The sequence below is a fragment of the Bradyrhizobium sp. T-1 genome (genome assembly GCF_053592855.1).
Window position 1 is genome coordinate 5,099,241 of the sequence record NZ_CM132115.1, and the last position, 21,012, is coordinate 5,120,252.

The window sequence follows — 21,012 nt, forward strand, 5'->3', positions numbered from 1 at the left end:
TCACTCCTTTGGGGCGGTGCTCGCCCCGCCAGACCCGACTTGACTTGGCCCGACCTGCTTGGCCCGCGGCAACACCAGTGTCAGCAGCCGCAGCAGCTTGATCGCCTGCACTTCATGGGGATGCACGTCCTCGTCCGCGGCCGCGACGCGTTCCGACAGCTCCATCAGATGCGACGAGAGCGGCATGTTCGAGACCGGCCGCAGCGTATCGATCACCACATTGGCAAAGTCCGGCTCCTCCAATCGTTCCGCCAGCTCGTCGAACATCGCAAACAGCCGCTGATCGCTGATATGCGGCGCCAATGCGCGATCCCTGATGAAGCGGACCACTTCATCGCGCTCGACCGGCGAGACGCGGCGATCCGCCACCGCGACGAGCGCGCCGGCAATGACCAGCGCCACCGCAGCCTGCTCGTTCAGGCTGGTCGGCTCGGTGATCTCGATTGGATTGGAATATTTGACGTCAGACATCGTCGCTCCTCAATCTTGCGAAATGGCCGCGCGGAGCTGCGATGGGGACGATTTGGTCGGAGGGAACTGAAGAAGGCCCGACAATCGGCCGATCCATCGCATTCGCGCGGGACAGGTCATCCGACATCGCGAGGTTTGGCCGACATGTGTCGGCGTCCTCGCCAGAGGGGCCCGGATTCTTGTTCTCCTCAGAGATAAAGCCGGGTGAGCCGGAATCAAGCCGACAGGACTGCGACCAGCAGCCGCATCGGGTTCCGTGTTGGCCGGGTTGGGTAGGCTCCAGCGCGGCCGCGTCAGTGATCGCCGTGCGCGCGCTGCCGGTGGGCATATTCGGCGCCCCATCCGAGACCGAGCGTCACCGAGATGAGGGAGCCGAGCAGCACGCCGAACTTCGCGGCGTCCAGCAATCCTTCATCGGTGAACGCGAGCATCGCGATGAAGATCGACATGGTGAAGCCGATGCCGGCAAGGAGCCCGATCAGGCCGACGGCGGCCCATGTCACGCCTGGCGCCAGTCGGCATCCACCTATGCGCACCGCAAGCCAGGTCGCGCCGATCACACCGATCGGCTTTCCCGCGCAAAGCGCAAGCCCGATGCCCAGTGTGACGAATTGGGCGCCGCCGGCGAATTCGGTGCTGCGGAGATCAACGCCGGCATTGGCCAGCGCGAACAGCGGCATGATGGCGTAAGCGACCCAGGGATGCAGTGCCGTCTCGACGCGAATGACGGGCGCCGCGATCTCGGGCTGCGCCGAGCGGACCGGCGTGATCAAGCCGAGCACGACGCCCGCAAGCGTCGGATGGACGCCGGCCATGAGGAAGCCGGCCCAGACCACGAAGCCAGGCAGGACATAGGCAAACGCGGAGCTGAAGCCGAGCCGCTGAAATCCGAGCGCCAACAGCACGCCGAGTGCGGTGGCGACGAAGCCGTAGAGATTGAGTCCGCCGCTGTAGAACAGAGCGATGATGAGAACCGCGATGATGTCGTCGATGATGGCCAGGGCCAGCAGAAACACCCTGACATTGGCGGGGATCGATCGTCCCAGCAGCGCGAGCACGCCGACCGCAAAGGCGATATCCGTCGCGGTCGGGATCGCCCAGCCTTGGCTGCGTCCCGTGACCGTGTTGAAGCTCAAATAGATCAGCGCGGGGACAACCACACCGCCGGCAGCGGCCAGCACCGGAAGAATGGCCTGGTCGACCTTGCTCAGCGCGCCTTCATGGAGCTCGCGGCGGATCTCCATGCCGACGACCAGAAAGAAGATCGTCATCAACGCATCGTTGATCCAGAAATGCAGCGATCTGACGAAGACGAATCCGCCGAGATGAAGTGAAATCGGCAAGTTCCAGACGTCATGATACGAATGGGCGAAGGGTGAGTTGGCCCAGAGCAGTGCTGCGGCCGCAGCCACCAGCAGCACGACGCCGCTGACGGCCTCGACATGCAGAAACTGCTGGAGCGCGGTGAGCGCTCGCGCAACGACAAACGGGGATTTCGGCTGGTGCCGGCCGGGCAGCTGATCGTTCATGGGTGCACACGCATTCTGCGTGGCGGCCCGACCATCGCTTGACCTGTCGCTGCCACATGCAGCGAACACCCGCGGCTGTTCTACACGGCGACGCGATGAACGCAACCCGCTTCGGGCCGTCGCGCTCGGAACAGTGGGAACCCTGAAGCAGGCCCCTCGTTGGTTCAGCTCACGATGCACTCACCGCCTGAGAGGAAGGCCGCATGTGCCGCTGGATCGCATACCGGGGCGAGACCACCTCGTTCGAGCCTTATGTCACCGAGCCCGAACATTCGCTGGTCGCGCAGAGCATTCGGTCGCTGCAGTCGACGGCGGGATCGAATGGCGATGGCTTTGGTCTCGGCTGGTATGGCGAACATCCGGAGCCCGGCCTCTATCGCGAGACGCGGCCGGCCTGGTCGGATGAAAATCTGCGTTACCTCTGCCGCCATCTGCGCTCGCACCTGTTCTTTGCCCATGTGCGCGCCGCCACCGGCACTGCGGTGACGCGGCAGAACTGCCATCCGTTTGCCTGCGGGCAATGGATGTTCATGCATAACGGCTTCGTCGGCAGCTGGAACCGGCTGCGGCGAAAGGTCGAGGCGCTGATACCCGACGCTTATTATCCCTCGCGCCTGGGAACGACCGACTCGGAAGCGGTGTTCCTCGGCATGATGGGCGCCGGCCTCGACGCCGATCCGCTGGGCGCAACGCGCGCCGTGCTGCAATCGCTGGTCGGCCTCGTCAACGAGGGCCAGCTTCGTGAGCGAATGCGCTTCACCAGCGCGATCGCAAACGGACGCGACCTCTACGCATTCCGCGTTGCCGTCAACGACGCCGCCAACACGCTCTATTTCCGCGAGGCCGGCGGCCAGGTCATCGTGGTGTCCGAGCCGTTCGACAAGGAAACGGACTGGACAGAGGTGCCGCCGAACCACGCGCTGATCGCGCGCGCATCCGAAGCTACGAAAATTGTTCCATTCGACCTTGCAATTTCCAAGAGGTCCGCGGCGGAACCCGTTCCCGTCAGACGGATTATTGCCCGCAGGTAATGCGGGGTGGCGAATGACATTTGCTTCGGACGTTTTGAAACTGCTGCGACTGGATCCTTCCGACAGCAAGCAGCACGTCGTCATCCGCTCCGCCGGCGGGCGCGGCAAGGCGGCCGACTATTCCTTCGGCATCGAGGAGGAATATTTCCTCGCCGATCGCCGCACCCTGGACGTGGCGATCCAGACTCCGAACGAGCTGTTCGAATCGGCGAACTGGTCGACCGGCGGCCAGGCCATGCGCGAGATGCTGCAATCCCAGCTCGAGGTCGCCACCAACATCCACGTCGATGTCAATGACGCGCGGGAGGAGCTGCGGTTCCTGCGCCGCGAGGTCGCCAACGTCGCCGCACAATATGGCTTTGCGATCATGGCCTGCGGCACGCATCCGACCGCGGCCTGGCGCATGTCGCAGCCGAGCCCGAAGCCGCGCTACGAGGAGATGATCGAGGATCTCCGCAGCATCGGCCACCGCAACATGATGTGCGGCATGCATGTGCATGTGCAGCTTCCCGATCCGGAGAAGCGGATGGCGGTGATGCGGGCGATGCTGCCGCATCTGCCGCTGTTCATCGCGCTGTCGGCATCCTCGCCGTTCTGGAATTCGCACAAGACCGGACTGAAAGGCTATCGCTTGGCGGCCTATTCCGAGCTGCCGCGCACCGGCCTGCCGGAGCTGTTCGAAACCAGGCAGGATTACGATGAATATGTCGGCGCTCTCCAGCGCTCCGGCGTGATTCCCGACGAAAGTCACATCTGGTGGGCGATGCGCCCGTCCATGAAGCACCCGACGCTGGAGCTGCGCGCGCCCGATACCTGCACCCTGATCGAGGATGCCGTCGCGATCGCATCGCTCTATCGCTGCCTGACGCGCCATCTCTATCTGCGGCCTCATTTGTCGAAGGCGGTCACGGTGGTCGAGCGCGCAATTGCGGTCGAGAATAAATGGCGCGCCCAGCGCTACGGCACCGATTGCATCTTCGCCTCCAGGGACGGACCGGTCACGATCTCGGAGATGCTCTCCGGAATCATCGACGCCACCGCCGAGGACTCGGCGGCACTCGCCTGCGCCGCCGAGATCGCGCACTGCCGCACCATCGTGGATCGCGGCAGCTCAGCCGAATTCCAGCTTCGCGCCTATCGCGAAAACAGCGACGACATCGCCTCCGTGTCACAATGGATCGCGACATCGACGATCTCAGGAACGAGCGCGCCCACCGGGCGCAGTGCCCCAGCGCCGTCATAGCGCTCGCGCAAGCTTCGCCAACGAGAACGTCATGTCAATTTACTACGCCGAAGAGGACTTCATGACTGACATCACCTGGTGCGCCGGTTGCGGACACAGCCTGGTTCCGATCTTGTCCGAGAACGGCCGCGCACGGCCGAGCTGCTTCTGGTGCGAGGGCGTCGATGCGCGGACCATGGAGATGGCCAAGTGGGCGGACAGCCCGGCCGGCAAGCCGGATCGGGCCGTGCCTCACGCCTTTGATTGAGTCGCCCTCCGCCTCAAGCCCGCGCCACCAGGCGTGGACGGAACACGGACTCGACGGTCGGGGCCGGCGCAGCGAGCTTACGTGCTGACCGCCGCCGCGGGATGAAGAAGCTGCTCACGACGATCGGCTCGAAATCGCCGAGCGCGGTTCGCTCCTTCACAAGCAGGCTCATGACCGAGCGCATCTTCATGACTTCCTGCGCCACGAAGCTGCAGTCCTCATCGCGGTTGATCTGCTCATGCATGATCGCCTCGGCCTCGCGCATGCTGACGCGAAGCGCCCTGATGATCCTGCGGATGTCGTTGATGCGGTTGTCCATGGCTGCCTCCCTCTCGGTCGCGATATAAGAACAAAACAAGAACATATTGTCAATCGCCACCTGCACGCACAACGGCGAGGCTTTGCTGACAAAATAGACAAAGACCGCCGCCGCCTCGCAATGGCGCGCCTGCGCGCAGCGTCGGACGATCAGAGCGAGCGGGGCGAGCTAACCTCCGGTGCAGCCACCGGATTTTTCCTCACCGCATTGACGCGCCAGACGCCTTTGCTGCTTCGCAAACCAACTGGCCCAAGATTCGCAACGATCTTGCAAGCTGGCAATGGCGCAGAGCGGAGAACGTCATGAACGTACATGCTGCGGGCGATCTCAAGACGACTGGCCTCACCCACCCGAACGGCGCGCCGCTCCGCCTCAACACCCAGGACTTCGTCGCGATCGATCGCGACAAGAGCGCGAAGTTCGAGGCGACGTACCGTCCGCAAGCGCTCTACAACCGCGCCAACGAAGGCTTCCACGCCAACAATGAAACCTTCCTCCTGCACGAAGTCGCAACGAACTTGCCGATCTATCGCCCCGACACCGGCCCGACCGATTTCCATCTGCATCTTCCGCCGGGCGGCTTTCAGCTCGTGCTGGTCACGTCGGGCGCATTCACCTTCGACTATGATGGGCGCTTCTACAATGTCGGCCCCGGCGCAGTGATGCTGCAAAGCGCGATCGTCCACCGCCAGCTGTTCTACACATGGTCGGGTCTGTCGACCGAAGATAATCTGAAGACGCCGCAGACGGTCGTGCCTGATCCGATCTCCATGGGCTACTCCGGCAAATTCCTCGAAGCCTTCATCACCGATCCCACAACCTTTCCGAATCCGACCATCGTCGGACCCGATCAGATCAACGAAGCCGAGACCCCGCGCGTGGCGTGGAGCCATCCGCTGCATGACCGTCCCGCCGATGCCGGCTTCTGGCTTCAGGATCCTCTGGCGCTGGATGCGCTCTACAAGCCGCTCACCGACGGTTCGGTCAAATCTGCATTGCCGGTCTACGTGCGCGATATCGGCATCGAGATTCCAAGCGGCCATCTCGTCACCGGCCACATCATCGCGACCGATCCGCGCGGCCGCTCGCTCCTGCCGAAGAGCGCGTCGATCGCCGTGGACGCCGACTGCTTCGCCAAGGGCGAGGTCGTGATCTATCGAGTCATTCGCGGCTCGGCGGAATTCAAGAAGGCCGGCGAGAGCTTTGAACTTTCCGCCGGCGATGTGGTGACGGCAGGCAAGGACTCGGTCAGCCTCACCGGCGTCGGCGAGAACACGCAGGTGCTTCGTCTCGGTCTCCTGAAAGGCATCAATGAACTTCGCAGCTGGACACCCACGCAGCGCGACGAGATCGACGGCCTCGCCGGCCAGATCATCACACAGAAGGACATTCGTCCCCTGCGCACCGAAGGCAGGCCGGTCGGATATCTCTACGCGTAGGCGCGAGCGAGAACACAGCTGCAGCTCTTGCTCGCGCAGGAATGATGCTGGTAGTTCATAGGCGATCGAGATGCGTCTGGAGCAACCGCTTCGCCCGTGAGCCGCGACGTCACCAGAACCTGCGGAAGCTGCACCGCCTGCTGCGACGGCTGGCTGCAGATCGAGGTGCGCGGACACAAGGTGCGCAGAGGGCAACCGTGCCCTTTCAGCGTCGCCCACCGCTGTTCCATCTATCCCGAACGCCCCCAACATCCCTGCCGTGAATTCATTTGCGGCTGGCTGGTCGCATCGAGCCCGCTGCCGGATTGGATGCGACCGGATCAATCCGACATGATCATGCTGGCCGCCAATTTTTTCTGGCGCGGCCTGCCGGTCGACGTCGTGGTGCCCGTTGGCGAGCAGCCAAAGACGAAGGCGCTGGATTGGCTGATGCGATTTTGCGCCGAGAACAAGCGGCTGCTCGTCTACCAGATCGGCGATGAGTGGTTCGCGTTCGGACCACCGGTGTTCCAGACCGACATCGCCGGCCGTCTCGGACGCGGCGAAACGCCGTGGGGTAAATAAGCAAGCTTCTGAAGCCATTCGCCTTTTTGACGGGGAGTCAGCTTGGCGGACCGCAATGCGGCAGATCGCCGCGCGACACACTTTGTCAGGAATAGTTGCGAAATAGACACAACCAGACTGAAAGTGAGTAGGGTCACACCAATCCGATTGTATTTGGCATCTGGCATACAATACGTTCCAATTTATCCCGGGCCCACTGAGAGCTCGCGGCGATAAAGGGGAAACCAGATGAGGAAGGCCTTTCTGCTCGGCACAGGCTTTGCGGCCCTTTGTGCAACCACAATGAATCAATCACTACATGCTGCAACCATAGATGATGTGGTGGCCCGCCTCGATGCGCTCGAGCGCAGCAATGCCAAGCTTGCGAAGGAGAACGCGCAGCTTCGCGAACGCGTCAATCACATGGGCGAGCCGAAGACTGCGCTGACCGCCGTCGCGCCGGCCTCGCCCAAGGGCAATCCCGTTCTTCACGCGGCGGTCGCGCCGTCGCCGGCACCCGCGCCCGAGCACACCGTCGTCAGCCTCGGCGGCGCTCCGCTCTACAGCAAGGCGCCCGGAACCAACCCGTTCATCGACAACACCACGGTGACGCTCTACGGCCATGTCGACGTCTCCGGCGACATCTTCAATCCCGGGGTTTACGACCAGGGCACGAAGTTCGGCGTCTCGAGCAACCTCACCTATTTCGGCGTTCGCGCGCGGCACAATCTCGATCCTTATGGCTATCCCGGCTGGGCGGCCGTCGCGCAATTCGAGTCGCTCGTCGAGGTCGCAGCCGTTCCAACCGAGCGCGCAGCGTTCGGCACGCGCGACAGCTTCCTCGGCATGGAAAGCCCCTGGGGCACGATCAAGGCCGGCAAGGCGGACACGCCCTACAAGAAAGCGACGGCGAAGTTTGATCCGTTCTCGGCAACGCTTGGCGATTACAACTCGATCATGGGCAACACCGGCGGCGATCTCCGCGCCGAGTTCGATTGGCGCGCCGCGCATGCGATCTGGTATGAATCGCCGGTGTGGAACGGCTTCCAGGCCACCCTCATGGTCTCGCCGGGACAGAACACCGCAAAGGACAACAGCGACTATGCGCTCGGCGATTTCAACTGCCCGGCTACATCGTCGCGCGGCAGCGGCTCGGGTTTCCCGCTGACATCCGCGCCGGAAGGCTGCACCGACGGCTCTTACGGCAATCTCTACAGCGCATCGCTGACCTACAACCAAGGCGGTTTCACGGGCGTCGCCGCTTACGAGCTGCATGAGGGCACCAACCGAACCGGCGACGAGGCCGTGACAGCGCTGAGCAATGGCGGCGTTCTCACCGTTCCGGCGGGCGCGGTCGGCATCGCCAACGAGTGGGCCGCGAAGGTCGGCGCGGGCTACAAGTTCAACGACATGATCGGCACCCTCCAGCTCTACGGCATCTACGAGATCATGCGACGCCAGAATACGGTTGCCGACTTCAACGAGCGTTCGCGCGACGGCTACTTCCTGAGCGCGACCCAGACTGTCGACAAGTGGGACGTGAGCGCATCCTGGGCTCACGCCAACGCTTCGCCGGGTTCGCCCGGCACGGGCGTCCTCAATGCCTATCCCACGGCCGGGGTTGCGGCTTCGGCGCCCGCAGGTGCGGCAGACTTTGCGCTCAACACCGTCGACTCCAGTGCCGACCAGTATGCAATCGGCGTGAAGTACCACTTCAGTCCGTTCGTGAGCTGGTACATGGTGGGCAGCTATCTGCGCAATGGACCGGGCGCACATTACTGTCTCGGCGTCAGCGGACACGGCTACGGCGTCTGCGGACGCGACGCCAACAACAATGTGGTCGCAGGCAACAAGGCAGAAGCCGTCACGACCGGCATGACGTTCGACTTCTGAAATTCGGGTCCGATGAAGACAGGGGAGCTCAGGCTCCCCTGTTCCTGTGCGGCTAAGGTGACACGATTTGCCGCCAGGTCCGCACGAACTGTTCGCGCTTGATCGAATCGAGATATGTGAGGACGGACAGGCCGAGCGGTGGGGCATTGATCAGGCCCGGTTTCTCGGTGACGTAGCGCGCCTTCATCTGGTCGCGATCTATCCCGAGGCCTCCGACCGAAAGCCCGAACGAGTCCGCAACGATGGCCTGGCCAGCCTCCGAGAGAGCGTATTCGATGAAAGTCTGGGCGAGATCGGGATGCTGCGCCCTGCTCGGAATGACGATTGTGCGCGCCACGACGATCACGTAGTCCTCAGGCACGACCACCTTCAGATTCGGATGCTCCTCCATGCGCCGCAGCGCGTAGGAGCCAAGCACGTCATACGCAATCACGCTGTCGCCACGGATAACGGAATCGATCATGTCCTGAGTGCAGCAGAACAGTTGCGTCTTGACTGTCCCGAGTGCATGCGTCAGCCGCCAGAAATTTGCCGATAGCATCGACTCGGTGGTTGCGAACAGGTAACCGACACCGCTGACGCCGATATCGTAGGTCGCAATCTTGCCGCGGAATTTTTCCGGCGCCTGCTCCAGCAGACGGATCAGATCGCGGTGAGACCGCGGAACATCATTGGGCGGCACCGCGTCCGCATTGTAGGCGATCACAGCAGGCTCCAGCGTGAAACCGAACACGCGGTCCCGCCAGGCCGCCCAATCCGGAAGCCCACGCGCGGCAATGATCGAGGCCGGCTGCACATGTCCGTCATTGGCAAGCTTAACCTGGAGATCCATTGCCGAGCTGATGAGGAGATCGGCGCTCGGCTCCTGGCTAGTCCCGTTCTCGTAAAGCGGTACAGTTTCGTAAAGCCGGTAGTCGACCTCGACGTCGGGATGATGCTTTTGAAAGCCCTCGATGACCGGTCCCATGCTGGCGATATCGGCGGTACCATTGATCAACAGCTTCGCCGCCGGTGCGGCTGGAGTCTTGAAGATCTTGAGCTCGTGCGTCGACTTGGATTGTTCGGCACGACCTTGCGAGGACCACGCGCCCAGAACGAGCAGAAGCGCCGCCAAGACGACATGACCGCCAGCCATCCGTTCCAGGGAGTGCTTCATGACGTCGCCCTCGGCAAAATGACTCGTGCGATCAAGCCGCCGCCGGGCCGATCCAGCAATGCGAGATGACCTCCCGCCGCATTAGCTGCATTCCTGACGATGTTGAGTCCAAGGCCCGTGCCGGCGACGTTTTCGCTCGCGGCCCCTCGCCGGAAGCGCTCGAGCACGCGACCTTTTTCGCTGTCGGGAATGCCCGGACCGCGGTCCGCCACGTCGAGTTCGATCATTGTCCCGTCGGCAATTCGCAGACCGACATCGATGAATCCTTCCGGCGCATAGTTCAGCGCATTGTCGAGCAGATTATCGATCAGTTCGCGGAACACGAGAGGAGATCCCCTGACAAGAAGGTCATCCGCAGCCGACAAATGCGCGAGCCTGCAACGCTGCATTCGGCTCGTGGGCAATCTCTCGACCGCCTGGAGATAAAGTTCGAGAAGATCGCAATTCGGATTGGCGGTGGTCTCGATATGATGGGCCACTGCCGCTTCGGCGAGAAGCTGGTTGACGATGCGCGTCGCTACGACGGCGTTTGCATGAATCCGCTGCAGATAGCCGCGGAGCACTCCGGGATCAGACTCGGACGCAGCGACTTCGGTAAGCGCCCGGATGGAGGCGAGCGGCGTGCGCATCTCATGCGTGGTGTCCACGGAAATCCGACGAAGCGAGCTGAGCGCGCCCTCGAACCGCTGCATGAAGAGGTTGAGGCTGGAAACCAGGGAATTGACCTCCTTGGGCACCGATGTCTGGATCGGATTGAGGTTGGTCGGCGCTCGGTGGACGAGTTCGTTTTCCAGAGCAACCAGCGGTGCCCAGGCGCGATTCAGACCGGTCGATATCAAGAAGCACATGATCAATCCCGCCACTGCCATCGGGGTAAGTGAGTTTCTGAGGATGACCGAAGCGAGCTGGGTTCGTGCTTCCCGTGTCTCCGCGACCGTGACGCTGATCCAGCCAGACTTCTCACCGAAATCGATGTAGCGCTGGACGCTGCCTATCCTCACGGCATCGTTGGAATAGGTTGCATCGAAAAAGCGCGGCTTGCGATCGTGCGCCGGCGTGGCGTCCGGCAAATCGGGATAGCCTGTGATGAGCGAATGATCGGGCGCGCGCACCGCGTAGAATGCCCGTGTCTCGCGCGACGCCCCCAATATCTCGAGCGATGCGATCGGCAACTCGACCGTGAGATGCCCATCCTCGACCCTGACATTATCGGCGATCGAGAGCGCGGCTGCGGCGAGCACGCGATCGAAGGCCGTGTCGGCGGCATCGAGTGAATAGGCGCGAATGTAGGCAAACAACCCAAGCCCGAGAAGGGCGAGCAACACGATGGCGCCAAGCAGAATGTCGCGCTTAATTGACTTCTGGCGGCCGGTCATGATCGATCTTCGCGACGTACCCTGTGCCCCAAACGGTTTCAATGCGCAGTGAGGAGGATTTCAGGCGTCGCCGGATGCGCGAGACATAGAGTTCCAGCGCATTTGGGTTGACGGCATTCTCATAGCCAAAAAGCTGATCCATCAGACGCTCGCGCGCGACCACCTGACCGAAGTTCAGTATCAGCAGCTCCAGCAGGCGAAACTCACGCCGTGTCAGCTCTACCCTGTGGCCAGCTGCGATGATCGACTGAGCTGCGATGTCCACAGTGACGTTTCCGATTTCGATCCGGCTGGTCGGCGTGCCACTGTGCCGGCGCACCACGGCGCGCATCCGGGCCTCTAACTCACGCAAGTCGAACGGTTTGACCAGATAGTCGTCGGCTCCGATGTCGAGGAGATCGATCTTGTCGCCGATCTCGCCGCGCGCGGTGATGACGAGCACCGGCGTATTGATCCGCCGGCCGCGCACGAGCTTCAAGACATCGACGCCATTCATGCCTGGCAAGGTCAGGTCGAGAATGATCAGATCGAAGGGATCCTCCTGAACTCGCTGCGAGGCGAGGCCGCCGTCGGTCAGCCACTCTACCGCATGACCTTGATCCCTGAGCCTAGCGGCGATCGCCGCACCGAGATCAACGGTGTCCTCAATCAGGAGTGCACGCATAAACTGTTCCCCAAGCCGAAACGCGCGTCCGCGTTGCGACACCCTCGGCAATGCGTCGATGGCGACCGCTCGTCTACCTCTGATTCCAAATTCGGTCGGCTTGGGCGCCGAGCTTGTCATTGGCCCGGGGGCGCCATTGTCCTTGGCGCTCGTCGTTATCGCTCAACAACTAACAGGATGAACGACGTGGTCAAGTGGCCCGCAGAAAGCCCGTAAGCCCACGGTGTTTCATTGCGTCGCCGTGCACGCATTGTGCATATGCGAAACGTTCTCACCCTGTGTTGAACCTGCAACGCTCAGCGCCGATCGACGCTGCACTCGTTGGACTGCACGGCATGACAGGGTTTTGACAGCACTCGCCGCCAGTTTTGTCTCGCTAACAAAACTCTTTTGGGGGGCGACATGAAATTGACGACGCGACTTCGGCATCTCTGGCTGACCGGTACGGCAAGGATCGATCGGCGTAATGCAACGCTCGGGGCGGTTGCACGCTATGCGTTCATCGGCGCGGCCATCTCTGCCGGCCTTGCGCCAATGACCCCAGCCAAGGCAGACGACATTGCCGAGCTCAAGGCCGAGATCAGGGCATTGAACAAACGTCTCTCCGACATGGAGGACCAGAAGACCAAAGTGAAGGCGATGAATGATCGCCTGAAGCAGGTCGAGAAGAAGGAAGAGGCGCACGCTCAGATGCCGCCGCCCCCGCCAATGCCGACCAAGGTCGGCGCCTGGGAGGCTCTCAAGACCGGCAAGCCCGTGCATATCTTCGAGACCGAGAACACGGATGTGCTGCTCTATGGCCTTATCGAACCGTCGTTCGGCTATATGAGCAATGTCGATACGGCCGGACGATCGACTATCGGCTTGAACACCTCTTGGTTCAGCGGCAACCGCTGGGGAATCTTCGTTACCCAGAAGGTTTTCCCCGAATACAATTTCAACCTATTGGCGCGCATGGAAAGCGAGTTCGAGCTCCCCAGCGGCAACATGGACACGCCCGGCGTACTCTTCAACCGCGACGCCTGGGTCGGCTTCGAGAGTCCGACGCTCGGCAAGTTCAGCGTGGGCCGCCAGAATACGTTGCCGCGCGATGTCGCCAACATCTGGGGCGATCCCTACGGTGCCTCCGCGCTCAGCACCGGCGAGGGTGGCTTCACAAACGTCAACAACTTCAAGCAGCTCATCTTCTACACCAGCGGCGGTAACGGCGCGAATGGACAGGGCGACACCCGCTACGATCAGGGGCTCGTCTGGAAGAAGATATTCGACAATGGACTCTATCTCGGCGCGGCCTACAATTTCAGCGACGGCAACGGTCCGGGCGGACCGAACGGCAGCGGACCAATCCCGGGTGCGGGCCTCGACAAGGGTAGCTCGCAGGCCGTGGCTGCCGGTTACAACGCGGGCGAGTTCCACGTGTCGGCGTTCTACACCCGCTCGAACGTGTTGGAGACTCCGACCATCGGGACGACCAATGTCGGTCATATCCATCAGTCCTGGGGCATCGGTGGCAACTGGGACGGCGGCCTGCTTCGCCTGAACACCGGCTACATTCACTACAACGCCGATCAGGGCACTATCCTCGGCATCCGCAACGACGATGTCGTCACGGTGTCGGCCAAGGTTACGCCTTCGAAGTTCTACGACTTCGAGGTCGGCTGGCAGGACTTCTTCGCCCACAACGCGGCCATCAATGCTGCCGGCTACACACTGGTGCCGTTCAAGGATGCCACGGGCGCGGTGGCGACCGGCACGGGCACCCGCATGACGACCTACGCTTCGTTCATGTACCACCCGATTCCGAATGTCGACGTCTATGTCGCCGGCGATCACCTCAAGACGACGGGTGGCTACAGCGCAAGTCAGGCACACCTCCACGACAGCGCTGACGAGCTCGTCACTGGCGTCCGTTACAAGTGGTAAGCGGCACTGCCTGCAAACAGCGGACGGTCGAAGCCTTCGACCGTCCGCGGAACACGATCTAATCGGGTTTGCGGATTCACACGAGCACCGTGCCGCAGAAGGAGCCAGTGAGATGCCCCTCACTTGGCCCTCTCGAGCCTGGCGATTGCGCTATCGGCTCGCGACACGGATCGCCGAGCACAACAAAAAATCGAGTTGATGGACAGGAGAACACCATGTCAGACACCGTTGAGGCCAACGCCGGGACTTATCGCGAGCCCGCGATGACGTCTCGTTCTGCATCGTTCTGGCCAACCGGCTGGTGGCGTCTGATGGACTACAAGATCGGCATCATCTCGCTACCGATCTATGTCATTCTCGTCGGGCTGCTCGCGATCCTGACGCAGCAGGGCCAGATCAAGCCGGACGCGCCGACCATGATTGCGGTGCTGGTTCTCGGCGGATTCACCTGTGCGGAGGTCGGCAGGCGCCTGCCGGTCCTGCGCAACATCGGAGCGGCCGCGATCTTCGCGACCTTCATTCCGTCGGCACTCGTCTATTACAAGCTCATCCCTGCGCCGATCGAGAAGTCGATCATCGATTTCACCAAGTCCACCAACTTCCTCTATGTCTATATCGCGGCCATCATCGTTGGCAGCATCCTCGGGATGGACCGCAATATCCTCGTAAAAGGTTTCCTCAAGATCTTCGTGCCGCTCAGCGTCGGCTCGATCGCGGCTGCGGCGGTTGGGACGCTCGTCGGCATGGCGCTCGGTCTCGGCGCCTACAAGACATTCTTCTTCATCGTCGTGCCGATCATGGCAGGCGGCGTCGGCGAAGGCGCCATTCCGCTCTCGATAGGGTACGCTGCGATCCTTGGCCAACCTCAGGGCGATTTCTTCGCCCAGGTGCTGCCGCCGGTGATGCTCGGCAGTCTCACGGCGATCCTGTTTTCCGGCATGCTCAACTATGCCGGCAAGAAGTACCCGAAGTTCACCGGCAACGGGCGTCTCCAGCCAGCCGGCGATGACGCCCTCGATCTCGCCGCCTCGGAGCAGCAGGAGGAGACGTCATCGCCTTTCGACATCACGGCGATTGCCGCCGCCGGCCTCACCGCGATCGTGCTCTATTTGCTGGGCGTCATGCTGTTTCATCTGATCGGCTTGCCGGCGCCCGTCGCGATGCTGTTCCTCGCCGTTCTCGCCAAGCTGTCCAGCGCGGTGTCGCCGCGGCTTCAATCGGGCGGGCTCATCGTCTACCGATTTGTCCGCATCGGTATGACCTATCCGTTGTTGTTCGCCATCGGCGTGTCGCTGACGCCCTGGGACAAGCTGATGTCCGCCTTCACGGTCGCCAATCTCGTGACCATCGTCGCCACCGTCTTCACTTTAATGGCCACGGGCGCAATCATCGGCCGCCTGCTGAACATGTACCCGATCGAGACCGCGATCGTGAACGCCTGTCACTCGGGCCAGGGCGGCACCGGCGACGTCGCAATCTTGACGGCGGCCGACCGCATGGAACTGATGCCGTTCGCTCAGATCGCGACACGCATCGGCGGCGCGATCACGGTCACCGGCGTGCTGGTGCTGTTGCGCTGGGTGGCGTAGACGCGCGGCATCATGCCTCGCCCCGAGCGGCGCGGACCTTGGTCTCAGGGATCCCCGCCGTTTGACGCCCTACTCCGCCGCCTGGCGCACGTGGCGCGCGGTCGGCGTGCGCATCGTCACCAGCTCTTCGGCCGCCGTCGGATGCAGCGCGATGGTTGCGTCGAAATCGGCTTTCGTCGCCTTCATCTTCACGGCGATCGCGACCACTTGCGTGACCTCGGCGGCGCAATCGCCGACGATGTGGCAGCCAAGCACGCGATCGGTCGAGCCGTCGACCACGAGCTTCATCAGCACACGGGTGTCGCGACCGGACATCGTCGCCTTGATGGGACGGAACGTCGTCTTGTAGATGTCGACGTGGCTGAACTGCGCGCGCGCTTCGGTTTCCGTCAGACCGACGGTGCCGACCTCCGGCTGCGAGAACACCGCCGTCGGAATCGAGGAATGATCGACCTGCACCTCGCGCTTGCCGAACACGGTGTCGGCGAAGGCATGGCCCTCGCGGATCGCGACCGGCGTCAGGTTGAAGCGATGGGTGACGTCACCGATCGCATAGATGCTGTCGACCGAGCTTTTGGAGAAATGATCGACCGCGATGCCGCCGTTCTTCGGATTGATGGCGACGCCGGCCTTTTCCAGCCCGAGATTGGCAACGGCCGGATGACGGCCGATCGCGAACATCACCTGGTCAGAGGCGATGCTCGATCCGTTCGACAGATGGGTGGTGAATTCCTCGCCATTGCGATCGACATGGCGATCGACCTTGTTCACCGTGCAGCCGGTGAGAATGGTGATGCCCTGCTTCTCCATCTCAGCTCGGACGTGGGCGCGAACATCCTCGTCGAAGCCGCGCAAGATGTTGTCGCCGCGATAGATCAGGGTGACGTCGGAGCCGAAGCCGGCAAAGATGCCTGCGAACTCCAGCGCGATGTAGCCCCCACCCTGGATCACGATCCGCTTCGGCAGCTTCTTGAGATGAAACGCCTCGTTGGACGAGATCACATGCTCGATGCCGGGAATCGCGGCGCCATGATTGGGCGCGCCACCGGTGGCGATGAGAATGTATTTCGCCGTGATCTTCTTGTCGTCCGCGAGCAGGCGGACGGTGTGCTTGTCCTCGATCACCGCGCGGCTCTTGACGACCTGCGCGCCCGACTTCTCGACATTGGTCGTGTAAGCCGCCTCCAGCCGCGCGATCTCCTTGTCCTTGTTGGCGATCAGCGTCGGCCAGTCGAAGGTCGCGGGCGGAACGGTCCAGCCGAAACCCGCGGCATCCTCGAGCTCGTGACGGACATGCGAGCCGATCACGAACAGCTTCTTCGGCACGCAGCCGCGGATCACGCAAGTGCCGCCCATGCGGTACTCTTCCGCGATCATCACGCGGGCACCGTACCCGGCCGCGATGCGGGCGGCACGCACGCCGCCCGAACCGCCACCTATGACAAAGAGGTCGACGTCGAATTCAGCCATTGTCCACTCCGACCTCGTTCAAGGATTACCCAGACAGATAAGAACTGTCAGATTTCCTTGCCACGCTTCTTCATCTCGGCGCGGAAGGCGCTCGCGACGACCTCGGAGAAGTTCTGCGCCCAGGCGTTCATCACCTGCATGCTGAGGCTGATGGCCTTGGGCTCGTTGGCAAGCAGCTTCTGGCCGAGCGGCGACTTGTAGAACGTCACGAGATCCTTCAGCTCCTGCTCGGTGAACTCGCCGGCGTAGACGCCGACCATGCCGTCGCCGATCTCGGACTCGCGGCCGGCCAGTTGCTTGGCGATGACAGGGGCGAGCTCGTTGAGGTCCTTCTGGTAGTTGAGGTTCTGCCCGATCAGCGTGGCCTTGACCTTCTCCACCATGCCGGGCACGGCGCCGGCGTACATCGCGCTGGCATTCTTCAGCGTCAAAATCTCCTTCGCGGCGGCAATCGCCCCGGGAGTGGGTGCCGCCGGCTGCTGCGCGGTCGCAGGCGATGCCCCCAGCGCCAACGCGATGGCGAGGCATGCAGCGGGCACGATCTTCAAAACGTTCTTCATTCCTGGTCTCCTTTTGGCGGCTTATCGCCGTTCAATCACGCGGATTCCCTCGCCACCCGCCAAAACAGCCGAGCTGGCCAAGCCGATAAATAACCCATGCTCGACCACGCCGGGGATCGTGCTCAAAGCCTTGGCGAGGCTGGGCGGATTCACAATCCGCTCAAGCCGGGCATCGAGGATCCAGTGGCCGCCATCGGTGACGAAAACGTGGCCATCCCTGGCCTTGCGGACCGCCATTTGCCCGGAAACGCCGCATTCCGCAAATGCCTTTTCGATCGCCCGCCGTGTCGCGCCAAGCCCAAACGGGATGACCTCGACCGGCAGCGGAAAGCGGCCCAGCGTTGGCACCCATTTGGTGTCGTCGGCAATCACGATCATGCGATCCGAGGCGGCCGCCACGATCTTCTCGCGCAGCAAGGCGCCGCCGCCACCCTTGATCAGGTTGAGCTCGGGATCGATTTCGTCGGCACCGTCGACGGTGATGTCGAGATGGTCGATCTCGTCGAGCGTCGTCAGCGGCACACCACACCGCAGCGCGTCCGTGCGGGTCGCCTCGGAGGTCGGAACTCCGATCACCTTGAGGCCGGCGCGCACGCGTTCGCCCAGGAGCTCGACGAAATGCTTGGCGGTCGAGCCGGTGCCGAGGCCAAGCTGCATCCCGTCACGCACCTCGTCCAGTGCGCGCGCCGCCGCTTGCCGCTTCAACTGGTCCATGTCCACGTTTGCGCCCGCCTCAAAGTTCAGGAATGCCGCCGGTCGTGCCGCTTGCGGCGGCCTATGTAGCCCCGTTTTCCCCCGGCGAACAGGGCTCGAGGACACGACTATAAGGTGATCTTATGGGCCCGCCCCTTGCGCCGGCCGGGCCGGACCGATAGCGCTTTGGCATGACCTCCCCCTACACCCTCGTCTTCGATCTCGACGGCACGCTTGTGGATACGGCGCCCGACCTGATCACCGCGCTGAATTACGTGCTCGACCGCGAAGGCTTGCCGCCGGTGCCGATGGCCTCGGCCCGCAACATGATCGGCGCCGGTGCCCGTAAGCTGATCGAGCGGGGGCTGGAGGCCGAGGGCCGCGCGGTCACGCCGGCCGACATGGACCGGATGACAGCGGATTTCATCGCCTATTACGCCGACAATATCGCCGTCGAATCCCGTCCCTTCGAGGGGCTGCTCGACGCGCTCGATCTGTTTGCGGCGCAGGGCCATCGGCTCGCGGTTTGCACCAACAAGCTGGAATGGCTGTCGAAGCGGCTTCTCGACCAGCTCGACCTGAGCCGGCGGTTCGAGGCGATCTGCGGCGCTGATACGTTCGGGGTCCAGAAACCCGATCCGACCATTTTCCGCGAGACCGTGGCGCGGGCCGGCGGCGCGGTGAAAGCCAGCATCATGGTCGGCGACGCCGGAACCGATGTCGGCGTGGCCCGGCGCGCCGGGGTACCTGTGATCGGGGTCAGCTTCGGCTACACCGACGTACCGATCGCCGATCTGAAGCCGGACCGGCTGATCCATCACATGCGCGACCTGCCGGCCGCCGCCCACAGCCTGATGACCGCCTAAACCCCAGGCAAAGCCCTGATATAGCTTACCTATTCCAGAGAACCCCGCGTTAACCATCTATTAACTATGCGTGGTCCGCCGGTTGCTTGCCCGGAGCGACGCTCCTAAGGTCCGCGCGGGGTTATGTGGCGGTTCGTCGCAGTAGAAGTGGATGGTCATGCGTCGTGTCATCGCGATTGCGTTAGCGGGAGCGAGCCTTGGTGGCTGCTCCTCGATGTCTTGGGACATGTTCAAATCGGCGCCGCCGCCCCTCCAGGTCCGGCTCGAATCCAATCCGCCGGGAGCTGACGCGACGACCTCGCTGGGTGGGGGCTGCAAGACCCCCTGCTCCGTCTCGGTTCCCGCCCCCGACGCACCGTTTACGGTCGCTTTCGCGCTGCCCAAGTACCAGCCGACCAGCGTACCGGTGAACGTGATCAAGAATCCCGGCGATTTCACCACCCCCGCCTCGGTGACCACCGATCCGAACCCGGTGTTCGCGGAGTTGCAGCAGGCGGTGCCGCCCAAGCCCGTGAAGAAGAAGCCGCACCGGCCGAGGAAGCCGAAACCAGCCGCAGCCGCCGCGCCCGCCGCGGCGCCGGCCGATGCTGCAGCGCCCGCGGCCGGTACGCCGTTCCCCGATCCGAACGCCGGCAAGCGTTGATCCAAACGCTAATCTACGTATACCACCCGATTGTCTGAGCCGCGTCCGATGCTTAGATTGCTTCGACAGCACCGCCGAAGCAAAGGTGCGCCCGTCGCCGTAAGTGACAAGGCATTGGTATGAACGGATCTATTGCGAGTCCCCTCGCCGCGTTGTCGAGTGCCATGACCGATCCGTTCGGGCGGACCATCTCCTATTTGCGCGTCTCCGTCACCGATCGCTGCGATCTGCGCTGCTTCTATTGCATGTCGGAAGACATGACGTTCCTGCCCAAGGCCGACCTGCTGACGCTCGAGGAACTCGACCGACTCTGCTCGGCCTTCATCGCCAAGGGCGTGAAGAAGCTGCGGCTCACCGGCGGCGAGCCGCTGGTCCGCCGCAACGTGATGACGCTGGTGCGCTCGCTGTCGCGCCATCTCGCAAGCGGTGCGCTGAACGAGCTGACGCTGACCACCAACGGCACGCAACTCGCAAAGCATGCAAGCGAGCTCGCCGATTGCGGCGTCCGCCGCATCAACGTCTCGCTCGACACGCTCGATCCCAAGAAGTTTCGCGAGATCACCCGCTGGGGCGAGATCGACAAGGTGCTGGAAGGCATCGAGGCCGCACGCGCTGCAGGGCTCGCCGTGAAGATCAACGCAGTGGCGCTGAAGAACCTCAATGAGGACGAGCTCCCCGATTTGATGCGCTGGGCCCACGGCAAGAACATGGGCCTCACCCTGATCGAGGTGATGCCGATGGGCGAGATCGGCTCGGGCCGCATCGACCAATACCTGCCGCTATCGCTGGTGCGCGCGCGGCTCGCCCAGCAATTCACGCTGACGGACCTCGCCGAGAGCACCGGCGGGCCGGCGCGCTATGTCAGCGTCGCCGAAACCGGCGGCAAGCTCGGCTTCATCACGCCGATGACCCATAATTTCTGCGAATCCTGCAACCGGGTGCGCATCACCTGCACGGGAACGCTGCACACCTGCCTCGGCCACGAGGATGCCTCCGATTTGCGCAAACCCCTGCGTGCGTCCAGCGACGACATGCTGCTGGCGGATGCGATCGACCGTGCCATCGGGCTGAAGCCCAAGGGCCACGATTTCATCATCGACCGCCGCCACGACCGCCCCAGCGTCTCCAGGCATATGAGCGTGACCGGCGGCTGAGCGATTCGCGTCCCCCGCGCGACGGCCTTAAGCTTTTGCGACCTAAGCTTTTGACCCGCCGTCAATTTGCCCATTTTCCGATTGACGGCGCACAAGCCCGCTGGTTTGGTGCCCTCGCCTTTGCTTGCCCGGCAGCAATAAGCCGGCCCGCCCCGTTGGCGGTCGCGGTCAAGACGGCAAGGCACGAGGGGAGGACTGACGCC

At 62.9% G+C, this 21,012-nt stretch carries 20 protein-coding genes; 11 read left to right on the forward strand and 9 right to left on the reverse strand.

Annotated features, from left to right (window positions below; genetic code table 11):
* The gene (locus ACWAT4_RS24790) at positions 1-471 is read right to left on the reverse strand and encodes a tellurite resistance TerB family protein (protein WP_212302525.1); all 471 of its coding nucleotides are present in this window, start codon (positions 469-471) and stop codon (positions 1-3) included.
* 293 nt (positions 472-764) lie between these two features.
* Complete coding sequence (nhaA, locus tag ACWAT4_RS24795) at positions 765-2,000, reverse strand: Na+/H+ antiporter NhaA (protein WP_449728292.1); 1,236 nt, start codon at positions 1,998-2,000, stop codon at positions 765-767.
* 203 nt (positions 2,001-2,203) lie between these two features.
* On the opposite strand from nhaA, the gene ACWAT4_RS24800 reads away from it, so the two are divergent.
* From ACWAT4_RS24800 to ACWAT4_RS24810, 3 genes are read left to right on the forward strand one after another with little or no spacing between them, the layout of a single operon-like run.
* Positions 2,204-3,031 carry a class II glutamine amidotransferase gene (locus ACWAT4_RS24800; RefSeq protein ID WP_212302523.1) on the forward strand — a complete coding sequence of 276 codons (828 nt, stop codon included), beginning with the start codon at positions 2,204-2,206 and terminating at the stop codon, positions 3,029-3,031.
* A 13-nt stretch (positions 3,032-3,044) separates the two neighbouring features.
* On the forward strand, positions 3,045-4,274 hold the full coding sequence (locus ACWAT4_RS24805) for a carboxylate-amine ligase (protein WP_449728293.1): 1,230 nt from the start codon (positions 3,045-3,047) through the stop codon (positions 4,272-4,274).
* A gap of 31 nt (positions 4,275-4,305) precedes the next feature.
* Complete coding sequence (locus ACWAT4_RS24810) at positions 4,306-4,521, forward strand: hypothetical protein (RefSeq protein ID WP_449728294.1); 216 nt, start codon at positions 4,306-4,308, stop codon at positions 4,519-4,521.
* Between the two features lie 13 nt (positions 4,522-4,534).
* On the opposite strand, the gene ACWAT4_RS24815 is transcribed toward ACWAT4_RS24810, so the two are convergent.
* A complete protein-coding gene (locus ACWAT4_RS24815) occupies positions 4,535-4,840 on the reverse strand; it encodes a hypothetical protein (RefSeq protein WP_449728295.1) in 306 nt (101 codons plus the stop codon).
* 302 nt (positions 4,841-5,142) lie between these two features.
* Here ACWAT4_RS24815 and ACWAT4_RS24820 point away from each other — a divergent pair, with 302 nt between their 5' ends.
* The 3 genes from ACWAT4_RS24820 (at position 5,143) to ACWAT4_RS24830 (ending at position 8,715) form a co-directional block, all read left to right on the forward strand.
* The gene (locus tag ACWAT4_RS24820) at positions 5,143-6,279 is read left to right on the forward strand and encodes a hypothetical protein (protein ID WP_449728296.1); all 1,137 of its coding nucleotides are present in this window, start codon (positions 5,143-5,145) and stop codon (positions 6,277-6,279) included.
* Positions 6,280-6,375: 96 nt separating this feature from the next.
* The gene (locus ACWAT4_RS24825; protein ID WP_212302519.1) at positions 6,376-6,843 is read left to right on the forward strand and encodes a hypothetical protein; all 468 of its coding nucleotides are present in this window, start codon (positions 6,376-6,378) and stop codon (positions 6,841-6,843) included.
* A 321-nt stretch (positions 6,844-7,164) separates the two neighbouring features.
* Positions 7,165-8,715, forward strand: a complete 1,551-nt coding sequence (locus ACWAT4_RS24830; RefSeq protein WP_449728297.1) for a porin — start codon at positions 7,165-7,167, stop codon at positions 8,713-8,715.
* Positions 8,716-8,767: 52 nt separating this feature from the next.
* On the opposite strand, the gene ACWAT4_RS24835 is transcribed toward ACWAT4_RS24830, so the two are convergent.
* Genes ACWAT4_RS24835 through ACWAT4_RS24845 form a run of 3 tightly spaced genes read right to left on the reverse strand, consistent with a single transcriptional unit; the run spans position 8,768 to position 11,911 of the window.
* Positions 8,768-9,871, reverse strand: coding sequence for an ABC transporter substrate-binding protein (locus ACWAT4_RS24835; RefSeq protein WP_212302517.1), 1,104 nt, complete (start codon positions 9,869-9,871; stop codon positions 8,768-8,770).
* Positions 9,868-11,247 (reverse strand): sensor histidine kinase, encoded by a 1,380-nt coding sequence (locus ACWAT4_RS24840; RefSeq protein WP_449728298.1) that lies wholly within the window; start codon positions 11,245-11,247, stop codon positions 9,868-9,870. Before ACWAT4_RS24840 ends, ACWAT4_RS24835 begins: the two co-directional genes overlap by 4 nt.
* Entirely contained in the window at positions 11,222-11,911 is a 690-nt protein-coding gene (locus ACWAT4_RS24845) for a response regulator transcription factor (RefSeq protein WP_212302515.1), read from the reverse strand. The genes ACWAT4_RS24840 and ACWAT4_RS24845 overlap by 26 nt, the downstream gene beginning before the upstream one ends.
* Before the next feature lie 402 nt (positions 11,912-12,313).
* Between ACWAT4_RS24845 and ACWAT4_RS24850 the strand changes: the two genes are divergently transcribed.
* Both ACWAT4_RS24850 and ACWAT4_RS24855 read left to right on the forward strand, forming a co-directional pair.
* Positions 12,314-13,834, forward strand: a complete 1,521-nt coding sequence (locus tag ACWAT4_RS24850; protein WP_212302514.1) for a porin — start codon at positions 12,314-12,316, stop codon at positions 13,832-13,834.
* Positions 13,835-14,097: 263 nt separating this feature from the next.
* Positions 14,098-15,423 (forward strand): 2-hydroxycarboxylate transporter family protein, encoded by a 1,326-nt coding sequence (locus ACWAT4_RS24855; protein WP_433995275.1) that lies wholly within the window; start codon positions 14,098-14,100, stop codon positions 15,421-15,423.
* Positions 15,424-15,492: 69 nt separating this feature from the next.
* Here ACWAT4_RS24855 and gor read toward each other — a convergent pair whose 3' ends face one another.
* The 3 genes from gor to rpiA are packed head-to-tail and all read right to left on the reverse strand — an operon-like array spanning position 15,493 to position 18,173.
* Positions 15,493-16,893: a glutathione-disulfide reductase gene (gor, locus tag ACWAT4_RS24860; protein ID WP_212443870.1), complete on the reverse strand. Its 1,401-nt coding sequence runs from the start codon at positions 16,891-16,893 to the stop codon at positions 15,493-15,495.
* A 47-nt stretch (positions 16,894-16,940) separates the two neighbouring features.
* Entirely contained in the window at positions 16,941-17,453 is a 513-nt protein-coding gene (locus tag ACWAT4_RS24865) for a DUF2059 domain-containing protein (RefSeq protein ID WP_212425679.1), read from the reverse strand.
* A 21-nt stretch (positions 17,454-17,474) separates the two neighbouring features.
* Complete coding sequence (rpiA, locus tag ACWAT4_RS24870; RefSeq protein WP_212444184.1) at positions 17,475-18,173, reverse strand: ribose-5-phosphate isomerase RpiA; 699 nt, start codon at positions 18,171-18,173, stop codon at positions 17,475-17,477.
* Between the two features lie 164 nt (positions 18,174-18,337).
* On the opposite strand from rpiA, the gene ACWAT4_RS24875 reads away from it, so the two are divergent.
* The 3 genes from ACWAT4_RS24875 to moaA all read left to right on the forward strand — a co-directional run bounded on the left by ACWAT4_RS24875 (position 18,338) and on the right by moaA (position 20,809).
* The gene (locus tag ACWAT4_RS24875) at positions 18,338-19,012 is read left to right on the forward strand and encodes an HAD-IA family hydrolase (RefSeq protein WP_212302510.1); all 675 of its coding nucleotides are present in this window, start codon (positions 18,338-18,340) and stop codon (positions 19,010-19,012) included.
* 157 nt (positions 19,013-19,169) lie between these two features.
* Complete coding sequence (locus ACWAT4_RS24880) at positions 19,170-19,655, forward strand: hypothetical protein (RefSeq protein ID WP_449728299.1); 486 nt, start codon at positions 19,170-19,172, stop codon at positions 19,653-19,655.
* Positions 19,656-19,774: 119 nt separating this feature from the next.
* On the forward strand, positions 19,775-20,809 hold the full coding sequence (moaA, locus tag ACWAT4_RS24885) for a GTP 3',8-cyclase MoaA (protein WP_449728300.1): 1,035 nt from the start codon (positions 19,775-19,777) through the stop codon (positions 20,807-20,809).
* Positions 20,810-21,012 lie beyond the last annotated feature (203 nt).

Coding starts and splice junctions, on each gene's coding strand:
- nhaA (WP_449728292.1), bottom strand. CDS start 2,000: ATGAACGATCAGCTGCCCGGCCGGCACCAGCCGAAATCCCCGTTTGTC.
- ACWAT4_RS24845 (WP_212302515.1), bottom strand. CDS start 11,911: ATGCGTGCACTCCTGATTGAGGACACCGTTGATCTCGGTGCGGCGATC.
- ACWAT4_RS24815 (WP_449728295.1), bottom strand. CDS start 4,840: ATGGACAACCGCATCAACGACATCCGCAGGATCATCAGGGCGCTTCGC.
- ACWAT4_RS24855 (WP_433995275.1), top strand. CDS start 14,098: ATGACGTCTCGTTCTGCATCGTTCTGGCCAACCGGCTGGTGGCGTCTG.
- moaA (WP_449728300.1), top strand. CDS start 19,775: ATGAACGGATCTATTGCGAGTCCCCTCGCCGCGTTGTCGAGTGCCATG.
- ACWAT4_RS24810 (WP_449728294.1), top strand. CDS start 4,306: ATGTCAATTTACTACGCCGAAGAGGACTTCATGACTGACATCACCTGG.
- gor (WP_212443870.1), bottom strand. CDS start 16,893: ATGGCTGAATTCGACGTCGACCTCTTTGTCATAGGTGGCGGTTCGGGC.
- ACWAT4_RS24790 (WP_212302525.1), bottom strand. CDS start 471: ATGTCTGACGTCAAATATTCCAATCCAATCGAGATCACCGAGCCGACC.
- ACWAT4_RS24820 (WP_449728296.1), top strand. CDS start 5,143: ATGAACGTACATGCTGCGGGCGATCTCAAGACGACTGGCCTCACCCAC.
- ACWAT4_RS24865 (WP_212425679.1), bottom strand. CDS start 17,453: ATGAAGAACGTTTTGAAGATCGTGCCCGCTGCATGCCTCGCCATCGCG.
- ACWAT4_RS24835 (WP_212302517.1), bottom strand. CDS start 9,871: ATGAAGCACTCCCTGGAACGGATGGCTGGCGGTCATGTCGTCTTGGCG.
- ACWAT4_RS24840 (WP_449728298.1), bottom strand. CDS start 11,247: ATGACCGGCCGCCAGAAGTCAATTAAGCGCGACATTCTGCTTGGCGCC.
- ACWAT4_RS24875 (WP_212302510.1), top strand. CDS start 18,338: ATGACCTCCCCCTACACCCTCGTCTTCGATCTCGACGGCACGCTTGTG.
- ACWAT4_RS24805 (WP_449728293.1), top strand. CDS start 3,045: ATGACATTTGCTTCGGACGTTTTGAAACTGCTGCGACTGGATCCTTCC.
- ACWAT4_RS24850 (WP_212302514.1), top strand. CDS start 12,314: ATGAAATTGACGACGCGACTTCGGCATCTCTGGCTGACCGGTACGGCA.
- ACWAT4_RS24880 (WP_449728299.1), top strand. CDS start 19,170: ATGCGTCGTGTCATCGCGATTGCGTTAGCGGGAGCGAGCCTTGGTGGC.
- ACWAT4_RS24800 (WP_212302523.1), top strand. CDS start 2,204: ATGTGCCGCTGGATCGCATACCGGGGCGAGACCACCTCGTTCGAGCCT.